Source organism: Variovorax sp. 05T418, from assembly GCF_056396385.1.
The window spans coordinates 17,953-33,117 of record NZ_JBFTLJ010000018.1; the positions used below are offsets into that span (position 1 = coordinate 17,953).

Below are 15,165 nucleotides of genomic sequence, written 5' to 3' on the forward strand. Positions count from 1 at the left end.
CTCTCAGGCCAGGGCGCGCCGCAGCCAGGCGCTCAGCCGGTCGGTGGCCGCGACCAGCAGCACGAACACCAGCAGCATGGTGCTGACCTCGGCGCCGTTGAACATCTTCATCGACGAATCCATCTGCTGGCCGAGCCCGCCCGCGCCCACGAAGCCGAGCACCGCGGACGAGCGGATGGCGCACTCCCAGCGGTAGACGGTGTAGCTGGTGAGCTCGGCCGCGTTCTGCGGCAGCAGGCCGTAGAAAAAGGCCTGGATGCGGCCGGCGCCGTTGCGCAGCAGCGTCTCGGTCGGATGGGCATCGCCGCTTTCCAAAATCTCGCCGTAGACCTTGCCCAGCATGCCGGCATAGGTGAGCGCGATGGCCAGCACGCCGGCCGTGACGCCCAGCCCGACCACGCGCACGAACACCAGCGCCCAGATGAGTTCCGGCACGCTGCGCAGCACGATCAGCAGGCCGCGCACCGAAAAGCGGAGCACCGCCGGCAGCGCCGCCATGCGGCCGGCCAGGCCGGAGATGGAGAGCGAGCGCACCGACAGCAGCGTGAGCGGAACCGCCAGCACCATGGCCAGCGTGAGCCCGGCCGTGGCAATGGCCACCGTGCGCCAGGTTTCCCGCGCCACCAGCGCCAGGAACTCCGCGTCCATGCGCGGCGGCACGAAGCCGGCCAGAAATTGCAGCGCCGGCTCCATGCCGCCAGGCGCCAGCAGCAGCCAGGGCTTGAATTCGGTCAGCACGAGCATGGGCCACAGCACCACGGCCGCGGCCAGCAGCCAGAACACGCGGTGCGCCCAGGCGGGGTCGCGCTCGGCCGGTGTTGTGCGTGACGGGACGGCGGCCATGCTCAGCGGCAGTGCATCACGACAGGAGCCGCTGCGACCGGACCCTCGTCGAGGACGCCGGCCTGCGCCGGCTCCTGCGCATAGAGTTCGCGCAGCAAGGCCGGCGTCACCTGCGCGGTCGGCAGGTCGAAGGCCAGCAATCCGTCGCGCAGGCCGATGATGCGCGGAAAGTGCTGCAGCGCGAGCGGCACGTCGTGCAGGGTGGCCACCAGCGTGGCCCCGCTGTCGCGCGCCCATTGCGTGAGGGTGTCCAGCGCCTGCCCGGCGCGGGCCGGGTCCAGCGCCGACAAGGGCTCGTCGACCAGCACCAGTTGCGCTTCGGACAGCAGGCCGCGCGCCAGCCCCACGCGCTGCCGCTCGCCGCCGGACAGCCGGTCCACGCGCGCGAAGAGCTTGTCCGCCATGTCGAAACGCGCCAGCGCGGCGTCGGCCTGCGCGATGCCGGTCGGATAGAACAGGCTGCGCAGCGCCTGCCACAGCCCGATGCGCGGCAGCCGGCCGGCCAGCACCGCGGTCACCACGCGCTGGCGCGGCGGCAGCGGCGGCACCTGGGGCGCCAGGAACAGCCGGCCGCGCAGGCGCTGCAGTTCGCGCCGGGGCAGCCGCCAGGGATCGCGGCCGTCGAGCTCGATGCTGCCGGCCGCGGGCGCGAGCGCACAGGCCATCAGGTGCAGCAGCGTCGTCTTGCCGGCGCCCGAAGGGCCGATCACCGCAGCCTGCTCGCCCGCCGCCACCTGCAGGTCCAGCGCCCGCAGCGCCGGCGGCGCCGCGGCGGGGGCCGCCGGGTGCCGGCCGGAGGCCGACCGCAGCTCGATGTTCACCGGCTTCGCTCCTGCATCGCGCCGGTCAGTTCAGCAGCCCGGCGTTGCGCGCCGCGGCCTCGATGCCCTTGTAGTTCTCGGCGCGCGTCGGCACGAAGCGCGTGGCACGCTGCAGCGCGAGGATGTCCTTGCCCTCAGGCGTGGCCGGGCTCAGTTCGATGAACGCGCGCACCAGCTGCTCGCGCCGGGCGGCCGGCATGTCGGCATGCACGGTCCAGTTGTAGTCGTAGTAGGCGGGCGTGGTGTAGAACACCCGCACCTTCGCCGGATCGACCTTCTTGTCGGCCACGAGCTTGTCCCACACCGAGATGTTGAGCGCCCCGGCGTCCACCTTGCCCGATGCCACTGCGGCCACCGTGGCATCGTGCGCGCCGGAATAGGCCACGCGCTTGAGGTCGCGGTCGGGGTCGATGCCGGCCGCCAGCAGGAAGCTGCGCGGCATCAGGTGGCCCGAGGTGCTGGACTGCGAGCCGAAGCTCAGGTTGCGGCCCTTGAGGTCGGCGAGCGAGCGGATGTCCGGATTCGTCGTGATGAACACCGAGCGGAATTTCTCGTCTTCCTCGCGCTGCACCAGCGGCACCACCTTGCCGCCCGAACGATGGCTGGCCTGCACGAAGGTGAAGCCGCCGAGCCAGGCCAGGTCGACCTGCTTGTTGGCCAGGGCCTCGACGGCGGCGGCGTAGTCGGTGACCGGCGTGAATTCGACCTTCACGCCCAGCTTGCGCTCCAGGTAGGCGGCCAGCGGCGCCGACTTGCGCGCGAGCTCGGTGGGCGATTCGTCGGGGATCGCGGTGATGCGGAAGGTTTGTTGGGCCTGCGCGGCGATGGCACCGGCCAGCAGGGCCAGCGCCAGCACGAAGCGAGGCAAGACAGCGAATTTCATGAGACTCCCGAAAAGCGAAGAACAAGGCGGGGATTAGACCGCAAGACCCCGATCACCCGCCGGCGGCCCGGCAGCTGCGGAAGCCGGCAAAGATGTCGCGGCGGTGCGGCTCGAAGAAGTTGCGGTAGCGCGCATGCGCGAGCGCCGCCGACGTGGCGTGGCAGGCGCCGCGCAGCACGCGCCGGGTGCCGAACCATGGCGCCGAGTAGTCGCGGTAGGGATGGGGCGCGAAACCTGGGTAAGGCTCGAACGGGCTCGAGGTCCATTCCCCGACCCGGCCCCAGGCGAAGCCCGGCAGCGTGAGCGCCGCGCACTCCCATTCGGCTTCGGTCGGCAGCCGCCGCCCGGCCCAGCGGCACCAGGCCTCGGCTTCGTGCGCGTTCAGGTGGACCGCAGCGGCCTGCGGGTCGAGCGGCAGCCAGCGGCCGCCGCGCCGCTGCTGCCAACCGGTGCCCGCCGCACGCAGATGGGCAGGGTGGCGCAGCGGCTGGCGCGCGAGCCAGTCGCGGCCCGCGTCGGACCACCACGCCGGGTCCTCATAGCCGCCGGCTTCCACGAACGGCAGGAAGCGCGCCCAGCTCACGGGCTGCGCATCGATGCGCAGTGGCCCGATGGCGACGTCGTGCGGCAGCAGCTCGTTGTCGAACGCAAAGCCCGCGCCGGCCTCGGAGCCGATGCGAAAGCGCTGCGCCGGCAGTTCCAGTTCCGCATCCTCCGCAAGCTGCGGCCCGGGCCCGCCCTCGCGCAGCGAGATGCCCAGGCCTTCGGCCATGTAGGCCGCCGCTTCCGCGTGCATGGCCTCGTGCAGGGCGACCAGGCGGAAGAAGTACAGCGCATCGTCGTGCCCATCGGGCGGAAGCTCGTCCAGCAGTGCCAACGTTTGCGCAAACGTGCGTTCGAGGTAGCCGCGCGTGGCCTCGGCATCGGGCACCGGGAGCGCCCAGCGGGTGCGGTGCGCCACGCGGCCGGAGTCGTACCAGGCATCGGCCTGCGGCAGCAGCGAAGGCTCGCGCGCGTGGTCCGGCTCGCAGGCCACGCCGCGTGCGCGCTGCCGGTTGCGGCCGATCCACCATTCCTGGAACCAGGCCACGTGGCCCAGCTCCCAGAGCGGCGGATTGAGTTCGGGCGCGTAGCCGATGCCGGGATAGGCATCCCCCAGCGCGGCCCGGAAATCGTCCGCGAGGTCGAGCGTGCGCCGCCGTGCGGCCAGCAGCGCCGCGCGCACCGATGCCGACGGCCCCGCGCGCAGCGCGAGTGCCTCGGGCGCACCGGCCACGCTATAAACAGGCAATGTCGAATCCATCGCTTGTCATCGTAAGCCCGGCCTTGCCCGGCGCCAACAATGGCAACTGGCGCACCGCCCAGCGCTGGAAGGCCCTGCTGTCGCCGGCCTGCAGCGCACGCGTGGTGCAGCAATGGCCCGATGCAGGCGCATCGGCCGACACCGTGATGCTGGCGCTGCACGCGCGGCGCTCCGCAGAATCGATCGCGCACTGGGCCCACGCCCACCCCGGCCGCGGCCTGGCCGTGGTGCTGACCGGCACCGACCTGTACCAGGACATCGGCAGCGACCCGCAGGCGCAGCGCTCGCTGCAGCTGGCGCAGCGCCTGGTCGTGCTGCAGGCGCTGGGCGCCGAGGCCCTGCCGCCGGAATGCCGGGCCAAGGCGCGCGTGGTGTACCAGTCGACACCCCCGCGCGCCGAGCTGCCCAAGTCCGCACGCCAACTGCGCGCGGTGATGGTCGGCCACCTGCGGCAGGTCAAGTCGCCGCAGACGCTGTTCGACGCGGCGCGCCTGCTGTGCGGGCGCGGGGACATCCGCATCGACCACATCGGCGACGCGGGCGATGCCGGGCTGGGCGAACTCGCGCGCGCATTGGCAAGCGACTGCCCGGGCTACCGCTGGCTCGGCCCCCTGCCCCATGCGCAGACCCGCCAGCGCATCCAGCGCGCCCACGTGCTGGTGCACACCAGCGCGCTGGAAGGCGGGGCCCACGTGATCATGGAGGCGGTGCGCAGCGGCACGCCGGTGCTGGCGTCGCGCGTGCCCGGCAATGTCGGCATGCTCGGCAACGACTACGCGGGCTACTTTCCGCACGGGGATGCCGCCGCGCTGGCGGCGCTGCTCGAGGCCTGCCGCGCGGGCCAGGGGTCCAAAGACCGCGCGGCCGGTCTGCTCGACAGCTTGCGCACACAATGCGCGTTGCGCGCGCCGCTGTTCGACCCCAGGGCCGAGCAGGCCGCACTGTTCCAACTCCTGAACGAACTCCAGCCACCACCACCATGAACGCTGCCCTCCCGCAAGCCCCCGCCGCCGAGCCCCGCCTCACCTCGCTGTCGCACGGCGGCGGCTGCGGCTGCAAGATCGCGCCCGGCGTGCTGTCGGAAATCCTCAAGGGCACGGCGCGCATGCCGATGCCGCCCGAGCTGCTGGTCGGCATCGAGACGGCCGACGACGCGGCCGTCTACCAGCTCAACGACGAGCAGGCGCTGATCGCCACCACCGACTTCTTCATGCCGATCGTCGACGATCCGTTCGACTTCGGCCGCATCGCGGCCACCAACGCGATCTCCGACGTGTACGCGATGGGCGGCAAGCCGATCCTGGCGCTCGCGCTGGTCGGCATGCCGATCAACGTGCTCAGCACGGCGACCATCGGGCGCATCCTCGAAGGCGGCGAATCGGTGTGCCGGGCGGCGGGCATTCCGATCGCGGGCGGCCACACCATCGATTCGGTCGAAGCCATCTACGGGCTGGTCGCGCTCGGGCTGGTCCACCCGAAGCGCGTCAAGCGCAATGCCGGCGCCAAGGCCGGCGACCTGCTGGTGCTGGGCAAGCCGCTGGGCGTGGGCATCCTGTCGGCGGCGCTCAAGAAGGAAGCACTCGACGCGGCCGGCTACCAACGCATGATCGCCACCACGACGCGGCTGAACACGCCCGGCCCCGAGCTCGCGGCGCTCGACGGCGTGCATGCGCTGACCGACGTGACGGGCTTCGGCCTGGCCGGCCATGCGCTGGAACTGGCGCGCGGCGCAAAGCTGTCGCTGGAGATCGACTGGCAGCAGGTGCCCGTGCTGGAAGGCGTGCGCGGCCTCGTGCAGTCGGGGCATGTCACCGGCGCCTCCGGCCGCAACTGGGCCGGCTACGGGTCCGACGTGGCGCTGCCGCAGAACTTTGCCGAGGAAGAGCGCGCCCTGCTCACCGACCCGCAGACCAGCGGCGGACTGCTGGTTTCTTGCGCGCCCGAGGCACTCGACGAGGTATTGGCCATCTTCCGCCGGCATGGCTTCGACGACGCCGCGGTGATTGGCGCTGCCAGCGCGCAAGGGAGCGCGCCGCGGCTGGTGATCCGCTGACGGGCTGCCGGGACCGCGGCTCGGGCTATCTCGCACCCAGTCGCTTCTGGATTGCGTTCATCTCATCGATCTCCTTGCGCTGCGAGCTCGAGATCTGCCCGCACAGCCTGACCAGTTCCGGGTCCTTGAGCTCGGCCTCGCGGCACATGAGGATGGCGCCCGAGTGGTGCGGCACCATCGAGGCGATGAACTGCCTGTCGCCGATCAGGCCCTGCTGCCGAGTCCCGGCCAGGGCGGCGACAAACAGAAGCGCGAGCCCCGCATGGAGCGCCGCATTGAGCGCCTTGCTGCGGTACATGCCTCGCATGGTGGCGAGCATGATGATTCCCATCGGCGCGACCATGGTGAGCGCCATGTAGAACATGTTGAGGTTGTTCCGGAAGTCGCCCCAGCCGTCGATCATCGAAAACATGACCAGGTACATGACGGCGAGGCTGAGCAGCATGTTCACTGCAAACATCCCGTAGGGGTGCCCGCCTTGGTGCTGCGGGGCATGTTCGCGAGGTTCCATCGTGTTCTCTCTCTCTGCAAAGACGAGCATGGGCCCGTTGCCGTACCCTGCGCAACAAACGAAACCCGATGCTCCTTTTGCAAAGCTGTGCTCGCGTAGGAAAAAAGCGCATCGCCTCGTGGGAAGCTGCAAGCGGCGGCGCGGTGTTCGATGCGCCGCGCCATGGCTACACGCGGGCATTGCTGGAGGCCACGCCGCAGCCGCTGGCCTCGCTCGCATCGCCCGAAGCACAGTCCCTTCCCGAAGAAATCTTCGCCTGAGCGGCGCGCACCGACGGCATCCCGCAAAAAACGGCCGGGCCTCTCCTAGTATTCTGGGAACGACATGAAGAACTGAGGGGCCCCGGTGGACATCTTCGAAAACGTGCTGCTCATGCTGGTCGCGGCCTGCCTGCTGCTGCAGCTTTCGCGGCGCCTTGCGCTGCCCTACCCGTCGATGCTGGCGCTGGCCGGCGTGGCGCTGGGCGCGATGCCCTGGGTGCCGCACATCAGCCTCGATCCGCACCTGGCGCTCGCGCTTTTCATCGCGCCTGCACTGCTCGACTCGGCCTTCGACACCGCGCCGCGCGAGCTGCGCCGCAACTGGCTGCCGCTGGTTTCGCTGGTGCTGGTGGCCGTGCTGCTGACCACCGCTGCGGTGGCATGGGCTGGCTGGGCATTCGCCGGCCTGCCGCTGGCCGCGGCCATCACGCTCGGCGCCATCGTCGCACCGCCCGATGCGGTGGCCGCCGCGGCGGTGATGCAGCAGTTCCGCATTCCGCGGCGCACGCTGTCGGTCATCAACGGCGAAAGCCTGCTCAATGACGCCGTCGCACTGCTGGTGTTCGGCGTGGCGGTGTCGGCCGCAGGCTCGGCGCACCTGCCGATCACCAGCTCGCTGCCGATGCTGCTGGTTGCAGTGCCGGGCGGCGCGCTGGTCGGCATCGTGTTCGCCAAGCTCAACCTGCACGTGGGCGCACCGCTCTTTGCCGGCACGCGCTCGGCCATCATCTTCCAGTTTGTCATGACCTTCGGCGCATGGATCGTGGCCGAGCGGCTGCACCTGTCGCCGATCATCTCGGTGGTCGCGTTCGGCATGACGCTGGGCCAATACGCGCCGGGCCGCAACGCACCGCGCGACCGCGTGCATTCCTACGCGGTGTGGGGCGCGGTGGTGTTCACGCTCAACGTGCTCGCGTTCTTCCTGATGGGCCTGCAGGCACGCGGCATCGTCGACCGGCTTTCGGGGCCCGCGCTTGCGCACGCGCTGCAATTCGCGGGCATCGTGCTGGCGCTGGTCATCGCGGTGCGTGTGGGCTGGGTGCTGTTCTACGGTGCGGTGATGCGCGCGGCCAAGCACCGGCTGGGCTTCAAGCCCCGGCGCATTGCGATTCCGTCGAAGCGCATCGGGCTGCTGGTGGGATGGTCGGGCATGCGTGGGCTGGTCACCATGGCCACGGCCTTCGCGCTGCCGCCCGACTTTCCGGGACGCGACCTGATCGTGCTGAGCGCGTTCGCGGTCGTGCTCGGCACGCTGGTGATCCAGGGCTTCACGATCGGGCCGCTGATCAGGGCCTTGAAGATCGCGCCCGATGCATCGCTCGAAGAAGAGATCTCGCTCGCGCGCACCGCCATGATGGATGCGGCGCTGTCTGCGCTCGAAGCCGAGAACGGCACCGAGGCCGAGGCCGTGCGCGACGAGTACCGCGCGGCGCGCGTGCTGGCGTCGGACACGGCCGAGCCGCAGGCGAAGACGGCGCACGACCGCCTGCGCGCCACGGCCATCCGCGCGCAACGGCAGGCACTCGACGGCCTGCGCGCGGTTGGCCGGATCGAGGATGACACCTACCACCGGCTCGAGGAGGAGATGGACTGGGCCGAGCTCAATGCGATCCCGGCCGCCGACGTGCGCCTGCAGAGCGTCTAGGCTTCCTCGTACCAGCGGTCCTTCGCCAGCATCACGCGGTGGTGCCCCTGCCCGGCCGGCATCATCGGAAAGCAGTTTTCCTGCGCGGCGACCTGCACGTCGAGGAAGAACGGGCCTTCGCTGGCCAGGCATTCGGCCAGCGCGGCTTCGAGTTCGGCCGGGTCCGACACGCGGCGTGCGCCCCAGCCGAAGGCCTTGGCCAGCGCCACGAAATCGGGCAGCGCCTCGTTCCAGCTGTGGCTCAGCCGGTTGCCGTGGTTGAGCTCCTGCCACTGCCGCACCATGCCCATGTAGCCGTTGTTGCACAGCACCAGCTTCACAGGCGCGCGGTGCTGCACCGCCGTCGACAGCTCCTGGATGTTCATGAGCACCGAGGCGTCGCCGCTCACGCAGACCGTCAGCGCATCGGGGTGGCCGATCTGCGCGCCGATGGCCGCGGGCAGCCCGTAGCCCATGGTGCCGGCGCCGCCCGAGGTGAGCCAGCGGCGCGGGCTGTCGAAGCGCAGGTACTGCGCGGCCCACATCTGGTGCTGGCCCACGTCGGTGGAGACGATCGCGTCGCGGCCCGCGATGGCGCGCTGCAGCGACAACATCAGCTGCTGCGGCAGGATCGCATCGCCGCGCGGCGCAAAGCGCTGGCACTCTTGCGCGCGCCAGCGCTCGATGCGCTCCCACCACGGCGCGAGCCGCCCGGGCGCAAGGCCTTCGGCCGGCAGCAGCGCGAGCACGGCGTCGAGGATCGCCGCGCAGTCGCCCACCATGGGTACATCGACCTTCACCACCTTGTTGATGCTGCCGGGGTCGATGTCGACGTGGATCTTGCGCGCATGCGGACAGAACTCGTCGAGCTTGCCGGTCACGCGGTCGTCGAAGCGCGCACCGACGCACACCACCAGGTCGGCCTCGTGCATCGCAAGGTTGGCTTCGAGCATGCCGTGCATGCCCAGCATGCCGATGAATTTGGGGTCGGACGCGGGGAAGGCGCCGAGTCCCATCAGCGTGAGCGTGCACGGCGCATGCAGGCGCTGCACCAGCTGCGCGAAGGCCTCGCAGGCGGCCGGCCCCGAGTTGATCAGCCCGCCGCCGCCGTAGAGCACCGGCCGGCGCGCGGTCGAGAGCAGGTCGGCCGCGCGCTGCAGCATGGCCTTCGGCGGCAGCGCCGCCCTGCCCGTGCGCAGCGCGCGCAACGGCTTCAGCGCGGCGCCGTGCCCGAGGCGCGCGAGCTGGATGTCCTTCGGCACGTCGAGCAGCACCGGGCCCGGCCGGCCCGAGGCGGCGATCTCGAGCGCGCGGCGCACCAGCGCCGGCACATCGTCCGCCGCGCGCACCTGCTGGTTCCACTTGGTGACGGGGCGCGACATGCCCAGCGCGTCGCTCTCCTGGAAGGCCTGCGTGCCGATCACCGCGGTCGCGACCTGCCCGCTGATGCAGAGCACCGGCACCGAATCGCTCATGGCATCGAGCAGCCCCGTGATGGTGTTGCCGACGCCCGGCCCCGAGGTGACCAGCACCACGCCCACGCGCCCCGTGCTGCGCGCATAGCCCTCGGCCGCATGCACCGCGGCCTGCTCATGGCGCACCAGCACATGGCGCAGCCGCGGTTCGCCGTGTAGAGCGTCGTACAGCGGCAGCGCGGCGCCGCCCGGGTAGCCGAAGATGGTGTCGACGCCGCACTCGACCAGCGTGTCGAGCAGGGCCTCGGCGCCGTTGCGCACGCGAAAGGCGGCGTCGGGGGCTTCGGGACGGAGGGACGGGGAAGACGTGAGGGGAAGGTCGAGCAGTCGCATGCCGTCGATTCTTCCGCTTCTGATGCAGAATTTGCTTCTTTCTTTTGGCTCTTTCGGTCCAATTCATGAAAACTCTTCGGAAAACAGCCTCCAATGAAGAAGGATCTTTCGACAAGATCGACATGGCGATCCTGCGGGTGCTGCTGCTCGACTCGCGCAAGACCCTGCAGGAGATCGGCAACGAGGTCGGCCTGTCGCCCACCAGCTGCTGGACGCGCATCAAGAAGCTCGAGGCCCATGGCGTCATCAAGCGCTACACCATCGACGTTGACCCGGCCAAGCTCGGCTACCACGATTCGGTCATCGTCCAGGTCACGCTCGAAAGCCACACCGACGAAACGCTCTACGACTTCGGCCGCGTGCTCGCGACCATTCCGGAGATCCAGGAGGCCTACCTGGTGTCGGGCGACTACGACTACTACATCCGCATCGCGGTGCGCGACACGCGCGACTACGAACGGCTGCTGCGCGAAAAGCTCTACAAGATCCCGGGCATCCGCCACAGCAAGTCGCATTTCGTGCTGCGCGTGCTCAAGGAAACCAGCGTGCCGGTCATCTGAGGGCGGTGCACTTCGCGCATTGCGTGTCGTAGGAAGCTGCTGACCACAACTCTGCGGGTGACCCTGCACCGCAGGCTCCATGGCGACTCGATCGTTGCTTTCCCAACGTATCCAGGAGACGCCTGTGCAAGACAAAAGCCGCGAGCTCTTCGCTCTTGAAAAGAAATTCTGGCAGTCGATGGTGGACACCGACACGAACACAGCCATCGACTTGCTGTGCGAACCGGCCTTCATGGTGAGCTCCCATGGCTCCATGAAGTTCGACCACGCCGGCTACCGCGAGATGGCGGAGCACGGGACCATGGTGGTCAAGTCGTTCAAGCTCAGCGACATGGAGGCCACCTTCCCCAACGACGACACCGCCGTCCTGAGCTACAAGGCCCATCAGACCCTGTCGCCGAGAGGAAAGTCCGAAAAGATCGAGCAGGACATGCTCGACACATCGACGTGGATCCGCGACGGGGACGCCTGGCGATGTGTCATGCACACGGAAGCACCTGCGCCCACGGGAAAGGCAAAGAGCCACTAGCTCTCGCGGCCGCGAACTTCCGCCCGGCGCCCTCACACCCGGGCGCCTACAGGCTCGCCGCAATCCGCTCCCGCAGCCACTTGTGCGCCGGATCGCGATGCCGCCGCTCGTGCCACAGCATCGCCATCTCGTAGCCCGGCACCTCCAGCGGCGCCTCCACCACGCGCAGCCCCGGCGCGCCGCGCGCGAGCCGCTCGGGCAGCATCGCGACCATGTCGGTGCCGGCCAGTACCGACATCATGAAAAGGAAATGCGGCACCGAAAGCGCCACGCGCCGCGCGAGCCCCTGCTGCGCCAGCGCATCGTCCGTGGGCCCGGCAAAGCCGCCGCCGCCGAGCGACACCACCACGTGCTCCAGCGCACAGAACTGCGCCAGCGTCGGCCGGCGCTTCAGCCGCGGATGGCCGCTGCGCCCGGCGAGCACGTAGCGCTCGTTGAACAGCACGCGCCGGTGCAGCCCGGGCGGTGCGCCCACGCTGGTGTGGAAGAACAGGTCGATCTCCCCCTGCTCCAGCTGCCGCGCCATGCGCGAGGGCACCGCCTCCACCACGGCCAGCCGCGTGTGGGGCGCGGCTGCGCGAAGACCCGCGAGCGCCGGCAGCAGGATCGCCGACTCGGCATAGTCGGCCGCGGCCACGCGCCAGGTGGTGGTCGCCTCGGCGGGGTCGAAGGGCTTGGTGGGCGCCACCGCGCGGCCCAGTGATTCCAGCGCTTCGCGCAGCGGCTCGCGCAATTCGTCGGCGCGCGCGGTGGGCCGCATGCCGCGCTGCGCGGGCACCAGCAGCGGATCGCTGAACACCTCGCGCAACCTGGCGAGCTGCACGCTCACCGAGGGCTGCGAGAGGTTCAGGCGCTCGGCGGCACGGGTCACGCTGCGTTCGGCCAGCAGCACGTCGAGCGTGAGCAGCAGGTTGAGGTCGAGCCGCTTGAAATTGTCCATTGCTATTCCTGGAATTCTGAATATTCATTTCCAATATAGCTCGGCGACGCCTAACCTGCCTGCATCTTCATCCGACGAACCATGCAGCCATGAAAATCCTTCTTGTCCATGCCCACCCCGAAGCCCGTTCCCTCAACGGCTCGCTAAAACAGTTCATGCGCGAACGCCTCGTGCAGGCCGGGCACGAGGTGCAGGTGTCTGACCTGTACGCCATGCAATGGAAGGCGACGCTGGCCGCCGACGACTTCGCGCATCTCGAGCCCGGCGCACCCTTCGACGCCATCGCCGATTCCCAGCGCGCCTTCGAGGCCGGCACCCAGCGCGAGGAAGTCGCCGCCGAGCAGGCCAAGCTGCTCTGGGCCGACACCGTGATCTTCCAGTTTCCGCTGTGGTGGTACACGATGCCGGCCATCCTCAAGGGCTGGGTCGACCGCGTCTACGCCTATGGCTTTGCCTACGGCGTGGGCGAGCATTCCGACACGCATTGGGGCGACCGCTTCGGCCAGGGCGTGATGGCCGGCAAGCGCGCCATGCTGGTGGTCACGACCGGCGGCTGGGCCTCGCACTACAGTGCGCGCGGCATCAACGGGCCGATGGACGACCTGCTGTTTCCCATCCACCACGGCATCCTCTACTACCCCGGCTTCGAGGTGCTGCCGCCCTATGTGGTGTACCGCACCGGCAAGGTCGATGCCGCGGCCTACGCGCGCATCACCGAGGAACTGGGCCGCCGGCTCGACACACTCGAAACCACCGAGCCGATCCCGTTCCGCCCGCAGAACGCCGGCGACTATGAGATTCCCGCGCTCACCCTGCGCGACGACATCGCGCCGGGCGAGGCAGGCTTTGCGGTGCACGCCGCACCGGCCGGCAGGAACTCGGGTTAAGGCAGCACCGGATTCGCCGCCGCATTGGCAATGGCCGCATCCGCATCGGCGCGCAGCATGAAGCGCCTGGCGACGAGGTCGTTGGCCGCGGCGGTCAGGGCCGCGACGTAGCCGGCCTGGTCGATGTAGCGCTCCTGCAGCGACGGACGCGGATCGCCGCTGCCCGAACGCTCGGCCGCCGTCTTCGCAAACGGAAAGTACGCGCCGAACAAGCCTGCCAGATCGATGGTGCCCGGCTTGCTGGTGTAGTTCCAACCGGTGTTGGTGCCCACCGGCACTGCCACATCGAGGCTGCGGATGCCCGCGATGTCGTTGCCGTCGGCATCCACCTGCGGCACGAGGATGGCGTAGTCGCGGCCCAGGTACGCGGGCGGCACCTGCGTGGCAATGCCGCTCTCGTCCTGCGGCCGGTAGTTCGGCCCCCAGTCGAGCAGCGAATAGGTGTTGACCAGGGCCGTGTAGTTCGCGCCCGGAATGGAGGGAAACTTCAGCTGCTGCGGGCGCACCAGCGTGGCGTCGGCCAGCTTGGGCACTTGGCTGTCGGGCGGCGTGGTGCCCTTGATGACCCAGTCCTCCAGGTTCTGGTAGAGCGCGCGCACCACCGGCACCACGCCGGCGTTGGCGTTGGTGGCGTAGAGCGCACCGGCGCTCGCGGCCGGCAGCGAGGGCAGGCCCAGCAGGTGGTGCGTGCTCGCGTAGTAGTAGATGCGCGCGTTGTCCGGCTGCACGAGGTCGGCCGTGCCCCAGGCGTCGGTCAGCAGCGGCGAGCCCTGCAGCACATAGAACTCCGTGCCGCTGAAGCCGATGAAGAGCTTGGGACAGGTGCCGCTCGCCTCGCAGCGCGACAGGATGCCGCCGCGGCGCTGCGCCACGTCGTCCACATAGTCCTTCGAGAGGCCGCGCGTGCCGGCCTGGCCGAAGGCCGTGTGGTCGGTACGCACGCCTCCGCCGCCGCCCGGAATCGCGAAGCGCATGTTGATGTTGGTCTGCCGCGCCGCGATCTGCGCGAACACGCCGTCGAACACCTTGCGCCCCGCGAGGTCCTGGTTGAAGCCCAGGTGCACGAAGGTCTTCATGAAGTTGCCGCACTGCGACACGCCGGAAGCAATGGTGTTCCTGATGGCGGCGGCCACCGGATTGGCGGTGCCCGCGGCGTCGCTCGCCTCGCGATGGAAGAAGGCGATCATGTCGCGCACCGCCGCGAGGCCCAGGCCCATGACCTTCGGGTCCTTCGCGACGTAGACCAGCTCGTACATGTAGGCCGGGTCCCATTTGTCGCGCAGGCACACGTTCGTCTCGTCGGGCGTGCCGGGGAACGGCGCGGCGGCGCTGCACTTGGCAAACTTCCAGTCGCTCGCGGGAATGAGCTGGCGCGCATCGGCTTCGTTGATGCGCCGCGTGAGCACGTAGCCGGGCCGGGTGTTGTCCAGGCTCGCGGTCGCATAGGCCTGCATGGCCGCGTTGAACGGCCCGCCGGGCAGCGGCAGCGAATCGGCGGTGGCCGCCGTGGGCAGCAGCTCGGCGCGGTAGGTGCCGGTGATGGTGCTGCCGTCCGCATTGCGAGCCACGGGCACCTTGAGCGTGAGCTTGCCCGCCGCGGCCGGCACATCGCCCTGCCACGCGGCCGTGAGAAACACATAGCCGCGCGACGCAAAGTACGGATCGAGGTTGACGATGTTGCCGCGGTTCGGCGCGTCGTAGCGCAGCACGCCGCTGGCCTTGCTCATGTCCTTGGGCTTGAAGAGCACGAAGTCGGAGCTGTACTCGACCTTGCCGTTGGCATTGAGCGGCGCAAGCGACAGGTCCTGGATGATGGCGTTGTGCGCGTCCTTCGGATCGACCTCGCCCGTGAAGGTGCCGCTGATCTTCTCGTAGGCGCCGACGCTGCCGAAGCTGCCGGCCACGTCCTCGGTCTTCGAGATGGCGAGCTTGAACTTGGGCGCTTCGGCAGTTGCCGGCGGCGGCGTGGTCGTAGCCGGCGGCGGCAGCACGAAGCCACCGCCTCCTCCACCGCCGCTTCCGCCGCATGCGCTCAGAAAAAGGGCGGCCGAAGCCACCGTGGCAGCCAACAGGCTCCAGCGTTTCATGGTTTGTCTCCTTCGTTGGGGTATCTATGCGGTGCCGATCCCCGCTACGGCCGGCG

15 protein-coding genes are annotated in these 15,165 nt (G+C 69.6%); 7 read left to right on the forward strand and 8 right to left on the reverse strand.

Translation table 11 applies throughout. The features are described 5' to 3' along the window. Positions 1 to 3 precede the first annotated feature (3 nt). Genes AC1DMS_RS27130 through senA form a run of 4 tightly spaced genes read right to left on the reverse strand, consistent with a single transcriptional unit; the run spans position 4 to position 3,850 of the window. The gene (locus tag AC1DMS_RS27130; protein WP_307591368.1) at positions 4 to 843 is read right to left on the reverse strand and encodes a PhnE/PtxC family ABC transporter permease; all 840 of its coding nucleotides are present in this window, start codon (positions 841 to 843) and stop codon (positions 4 to 6) included. Positions 844 to 845: 2 nt separating this feature from the next. Further along, a complete protein-coding gene (locus AC1DMS_RS27135) occupies positions 846 to 1,664 on the reverse strand; it encodes a phosphonate ABC transporter ATP-binding protein (RefSeq protein WP_478181988.1) in 819 nt (272 codons plus the stop codon). 25 nt (positions 1,665 to 1,689) lie between these two features. Then, positions 1,690 to 2,547: a putative selenate ABC transporter substrate-binding protein gene (locus AC1DMS_RS27140; RefSeq protein WP_012747185.1), complete on the reverse strand. Its 858-nt coding sequence runs from the start codon at positions 2,545 to 2,547 to the stop codon at positions 1,690 to 1,692. A gap of 52 nt (positions 2,548 to 2,599) precedes the next feature. After that, positions 2,600 to 3,850 (reverse strand): selenoneine synthase SenA, encoded by a 1,251-nt coding sequence (gene senA / locus AC1DMS_RS27145; protein WP_478181989.1) that lies wholly within the window; start codon positions 3,848 to 3,850, stop codon positions 2,600 to 2,602. Here senA and senB point away from each other — a divergent pair. Further along, complete coding sequence (gene senB / locus AC1DMS_RS27150; RefSeq protein ID WP_307591361.1) at positions 3,838 to 4,833, forward strand: selenosugar synthase SenB; 996 nt, start codon at positions 3,838 to 3,840, stop codon at positions 4,831 to 4,833. The genes senA and senB overlap by 13 nt on opposite strands. Next, positions 4,830 to 5,903: a selenophosphate synthetase SenC gene (gene senC, locus AC1DMS_RS27155; protein WP_478080655.1), complete on the forward strand. Its 1,074-nt coding sequence runs from the start codon at positions 4,830 to 4,832 to the stop codon at positions 5,901 to 5,903. The genes senB and senC overlap by 4 nt, the downstream gene beginning before the upstream one ends. Before the next feature lie 25 nt (positions 5,904 to 5,928). Here the strand turns inward: senC and AC1DMS_RS27160 are convergent, their stop codons facing one another. Continuing rightward, positions 5,929 to 6,444 carry a DUF305 domain-containing protein gene (locus AC1DMS_RS27160; protein WP_478181990.1) on the reverse strand — a complete coding sequence of 172 codons (516 nt, stop codon included), beginning with the start codon at positions 6,442 to 6,444 and terminating at the stop codon, positions 5,929 to 5,931. 38 nt (positions 6,445 to 6,482) lie between these two features. Here AC1DMS_RS27160 and AC1DMS_RS27165 point away from each other — a divergent pair, with 38 nt between their 5' ends. Both AC1DMS_RS27165 and AC1DMS_RS27170 read left to right on the forward strand, forming a co-directional pair. Further along, positions 6,483 to 6,674 (forward strand): hypothetical protein, encoded by a 192-nt coding sequence (locus tag AC1DMS_RS27165; RefSeq protein WP_436035723.1) that lies wholly within the window; start codon positions 6,483 to 6,485, stop codon positions 6,672 to 6,674. Positions 6,675 to 6,759: 85 nt separating this feature from the next. Continuing rightward, entirely contained in the window at positions 6,760 to 8,319 is a 1,560-nt protein-coding gene (locus AC1DMS_RS27170) for a cation:proton antiporter (protein WP_478181991.1), read from the forward strand. Here the strand turns inward: AC1DMS_RS27170 and ilvB are convergent. After that, positions 8,316 to 10,106: a biosynthetic-type acetolactate synthase large subunit gene (gene ilvB, locus AC1DMS_RS27175; RefSeq protein WP_478181992.1), complete on the reverse strand. Its 1,791-nt coding sequence runs from the start codon at positions 10,104 to 10,106 to the stop codon at positions 8,316 to 8,318. The genes AC1DMS_RS27170 and ilvB overlap by 4 nt on opposite strands. A gap of 65 nt (positions 10,107 to 10,171) precedes the next feature. Here ilvB and AC1DMS_RS27180 point away from each other — a divergent pair, with 65 nt between their 5' ends. Together AC1DMS_RS27180 and AC1DMS_RS27185 are read left to right on the forward strand one after the other, a co-directional pair. Beyond that, positions 10,172 to 10,666 carry an Lrp/AsnC family transcriptional regulator gene (locus AC1DMS_RS27180; protein ID WP_206168836.1) on the forward strand — a complete coding sequence of 165 codons (495 nt, stop codon included), beginning with the start codon at positions 10,172 to 10,174 and terminating at the stop codon, positions 10,664 to 10,666. A 124-nt stretch (positions 10,667 to 10,790) separates the two neighbouring features. Further along, positions 10,791 to 11,195, forward strand: coding sequence for a nuclear transport factor 2 family protein (locus AC1DMS_RS27185; protein WP_478181993.1), 405 nt, complete (start codon positions 10,791 to 10,793; stop codon positions 11,193 to 11,195). A 46-nt stretch (positions 11,196 to 11,241) separates the two neighbouring features. Here AC1DMS_RS27185 and AC1DMS_RS27190 read toward each other — a convergent pair whose 3' ends face one another. Beyond that, the gene (locus AC1DMS_RS27190) at positions 11,242 to 12,135 is read right to left on the reverse strand and encodes a LysR family transcriptional regulator (protein ID WP_478181994.1); all 894 of its coding nucleotides are present in this window, start codon (positions 12,133 to 12,135) and stop codon (positions 11,242 to 11,244) included. A gap of 89 nt (positions 12,136 to 12,224) precedes the next feature. Between AC1DMS_RS27190 and AC1DMS_RS27195 the strand changes: the two genes are divergently transcribed. Next, entirely contained in the window at positions 12,225 to 13,022 is a 798-nt protein-coding gene (locus tag AC1DMS_RS27195; RefSeq protein WP_478181995.1) for an NAD(P)H-dependent oxidoreductase, read from the forward strand. Here AC1DMS_RS27195 and AC1DMS_RS27200 read toward each other — a convergent pair. Further along, positions 13,019 to 15,109 carry an alpha/beta hydrolase domain-containing protein gene (locus tag AC1DMS_RS27200; protein WP_478181996.1) on the reverse strand — a complete coding sequence of 697 codons (2,091 nt, stop codon included), beginning with the start codon at positions 15,107 to 15,109 and terminating at the stop codon, positions 13,019 to 13,021. The two genes, AC1DMS_RS27195 and AC1DMS_RS27200, sit on opposite strands and share 4 nt — an antisense overlap. Positions 15,110 to 15,165: the final 56 nt, after the last annotated feature.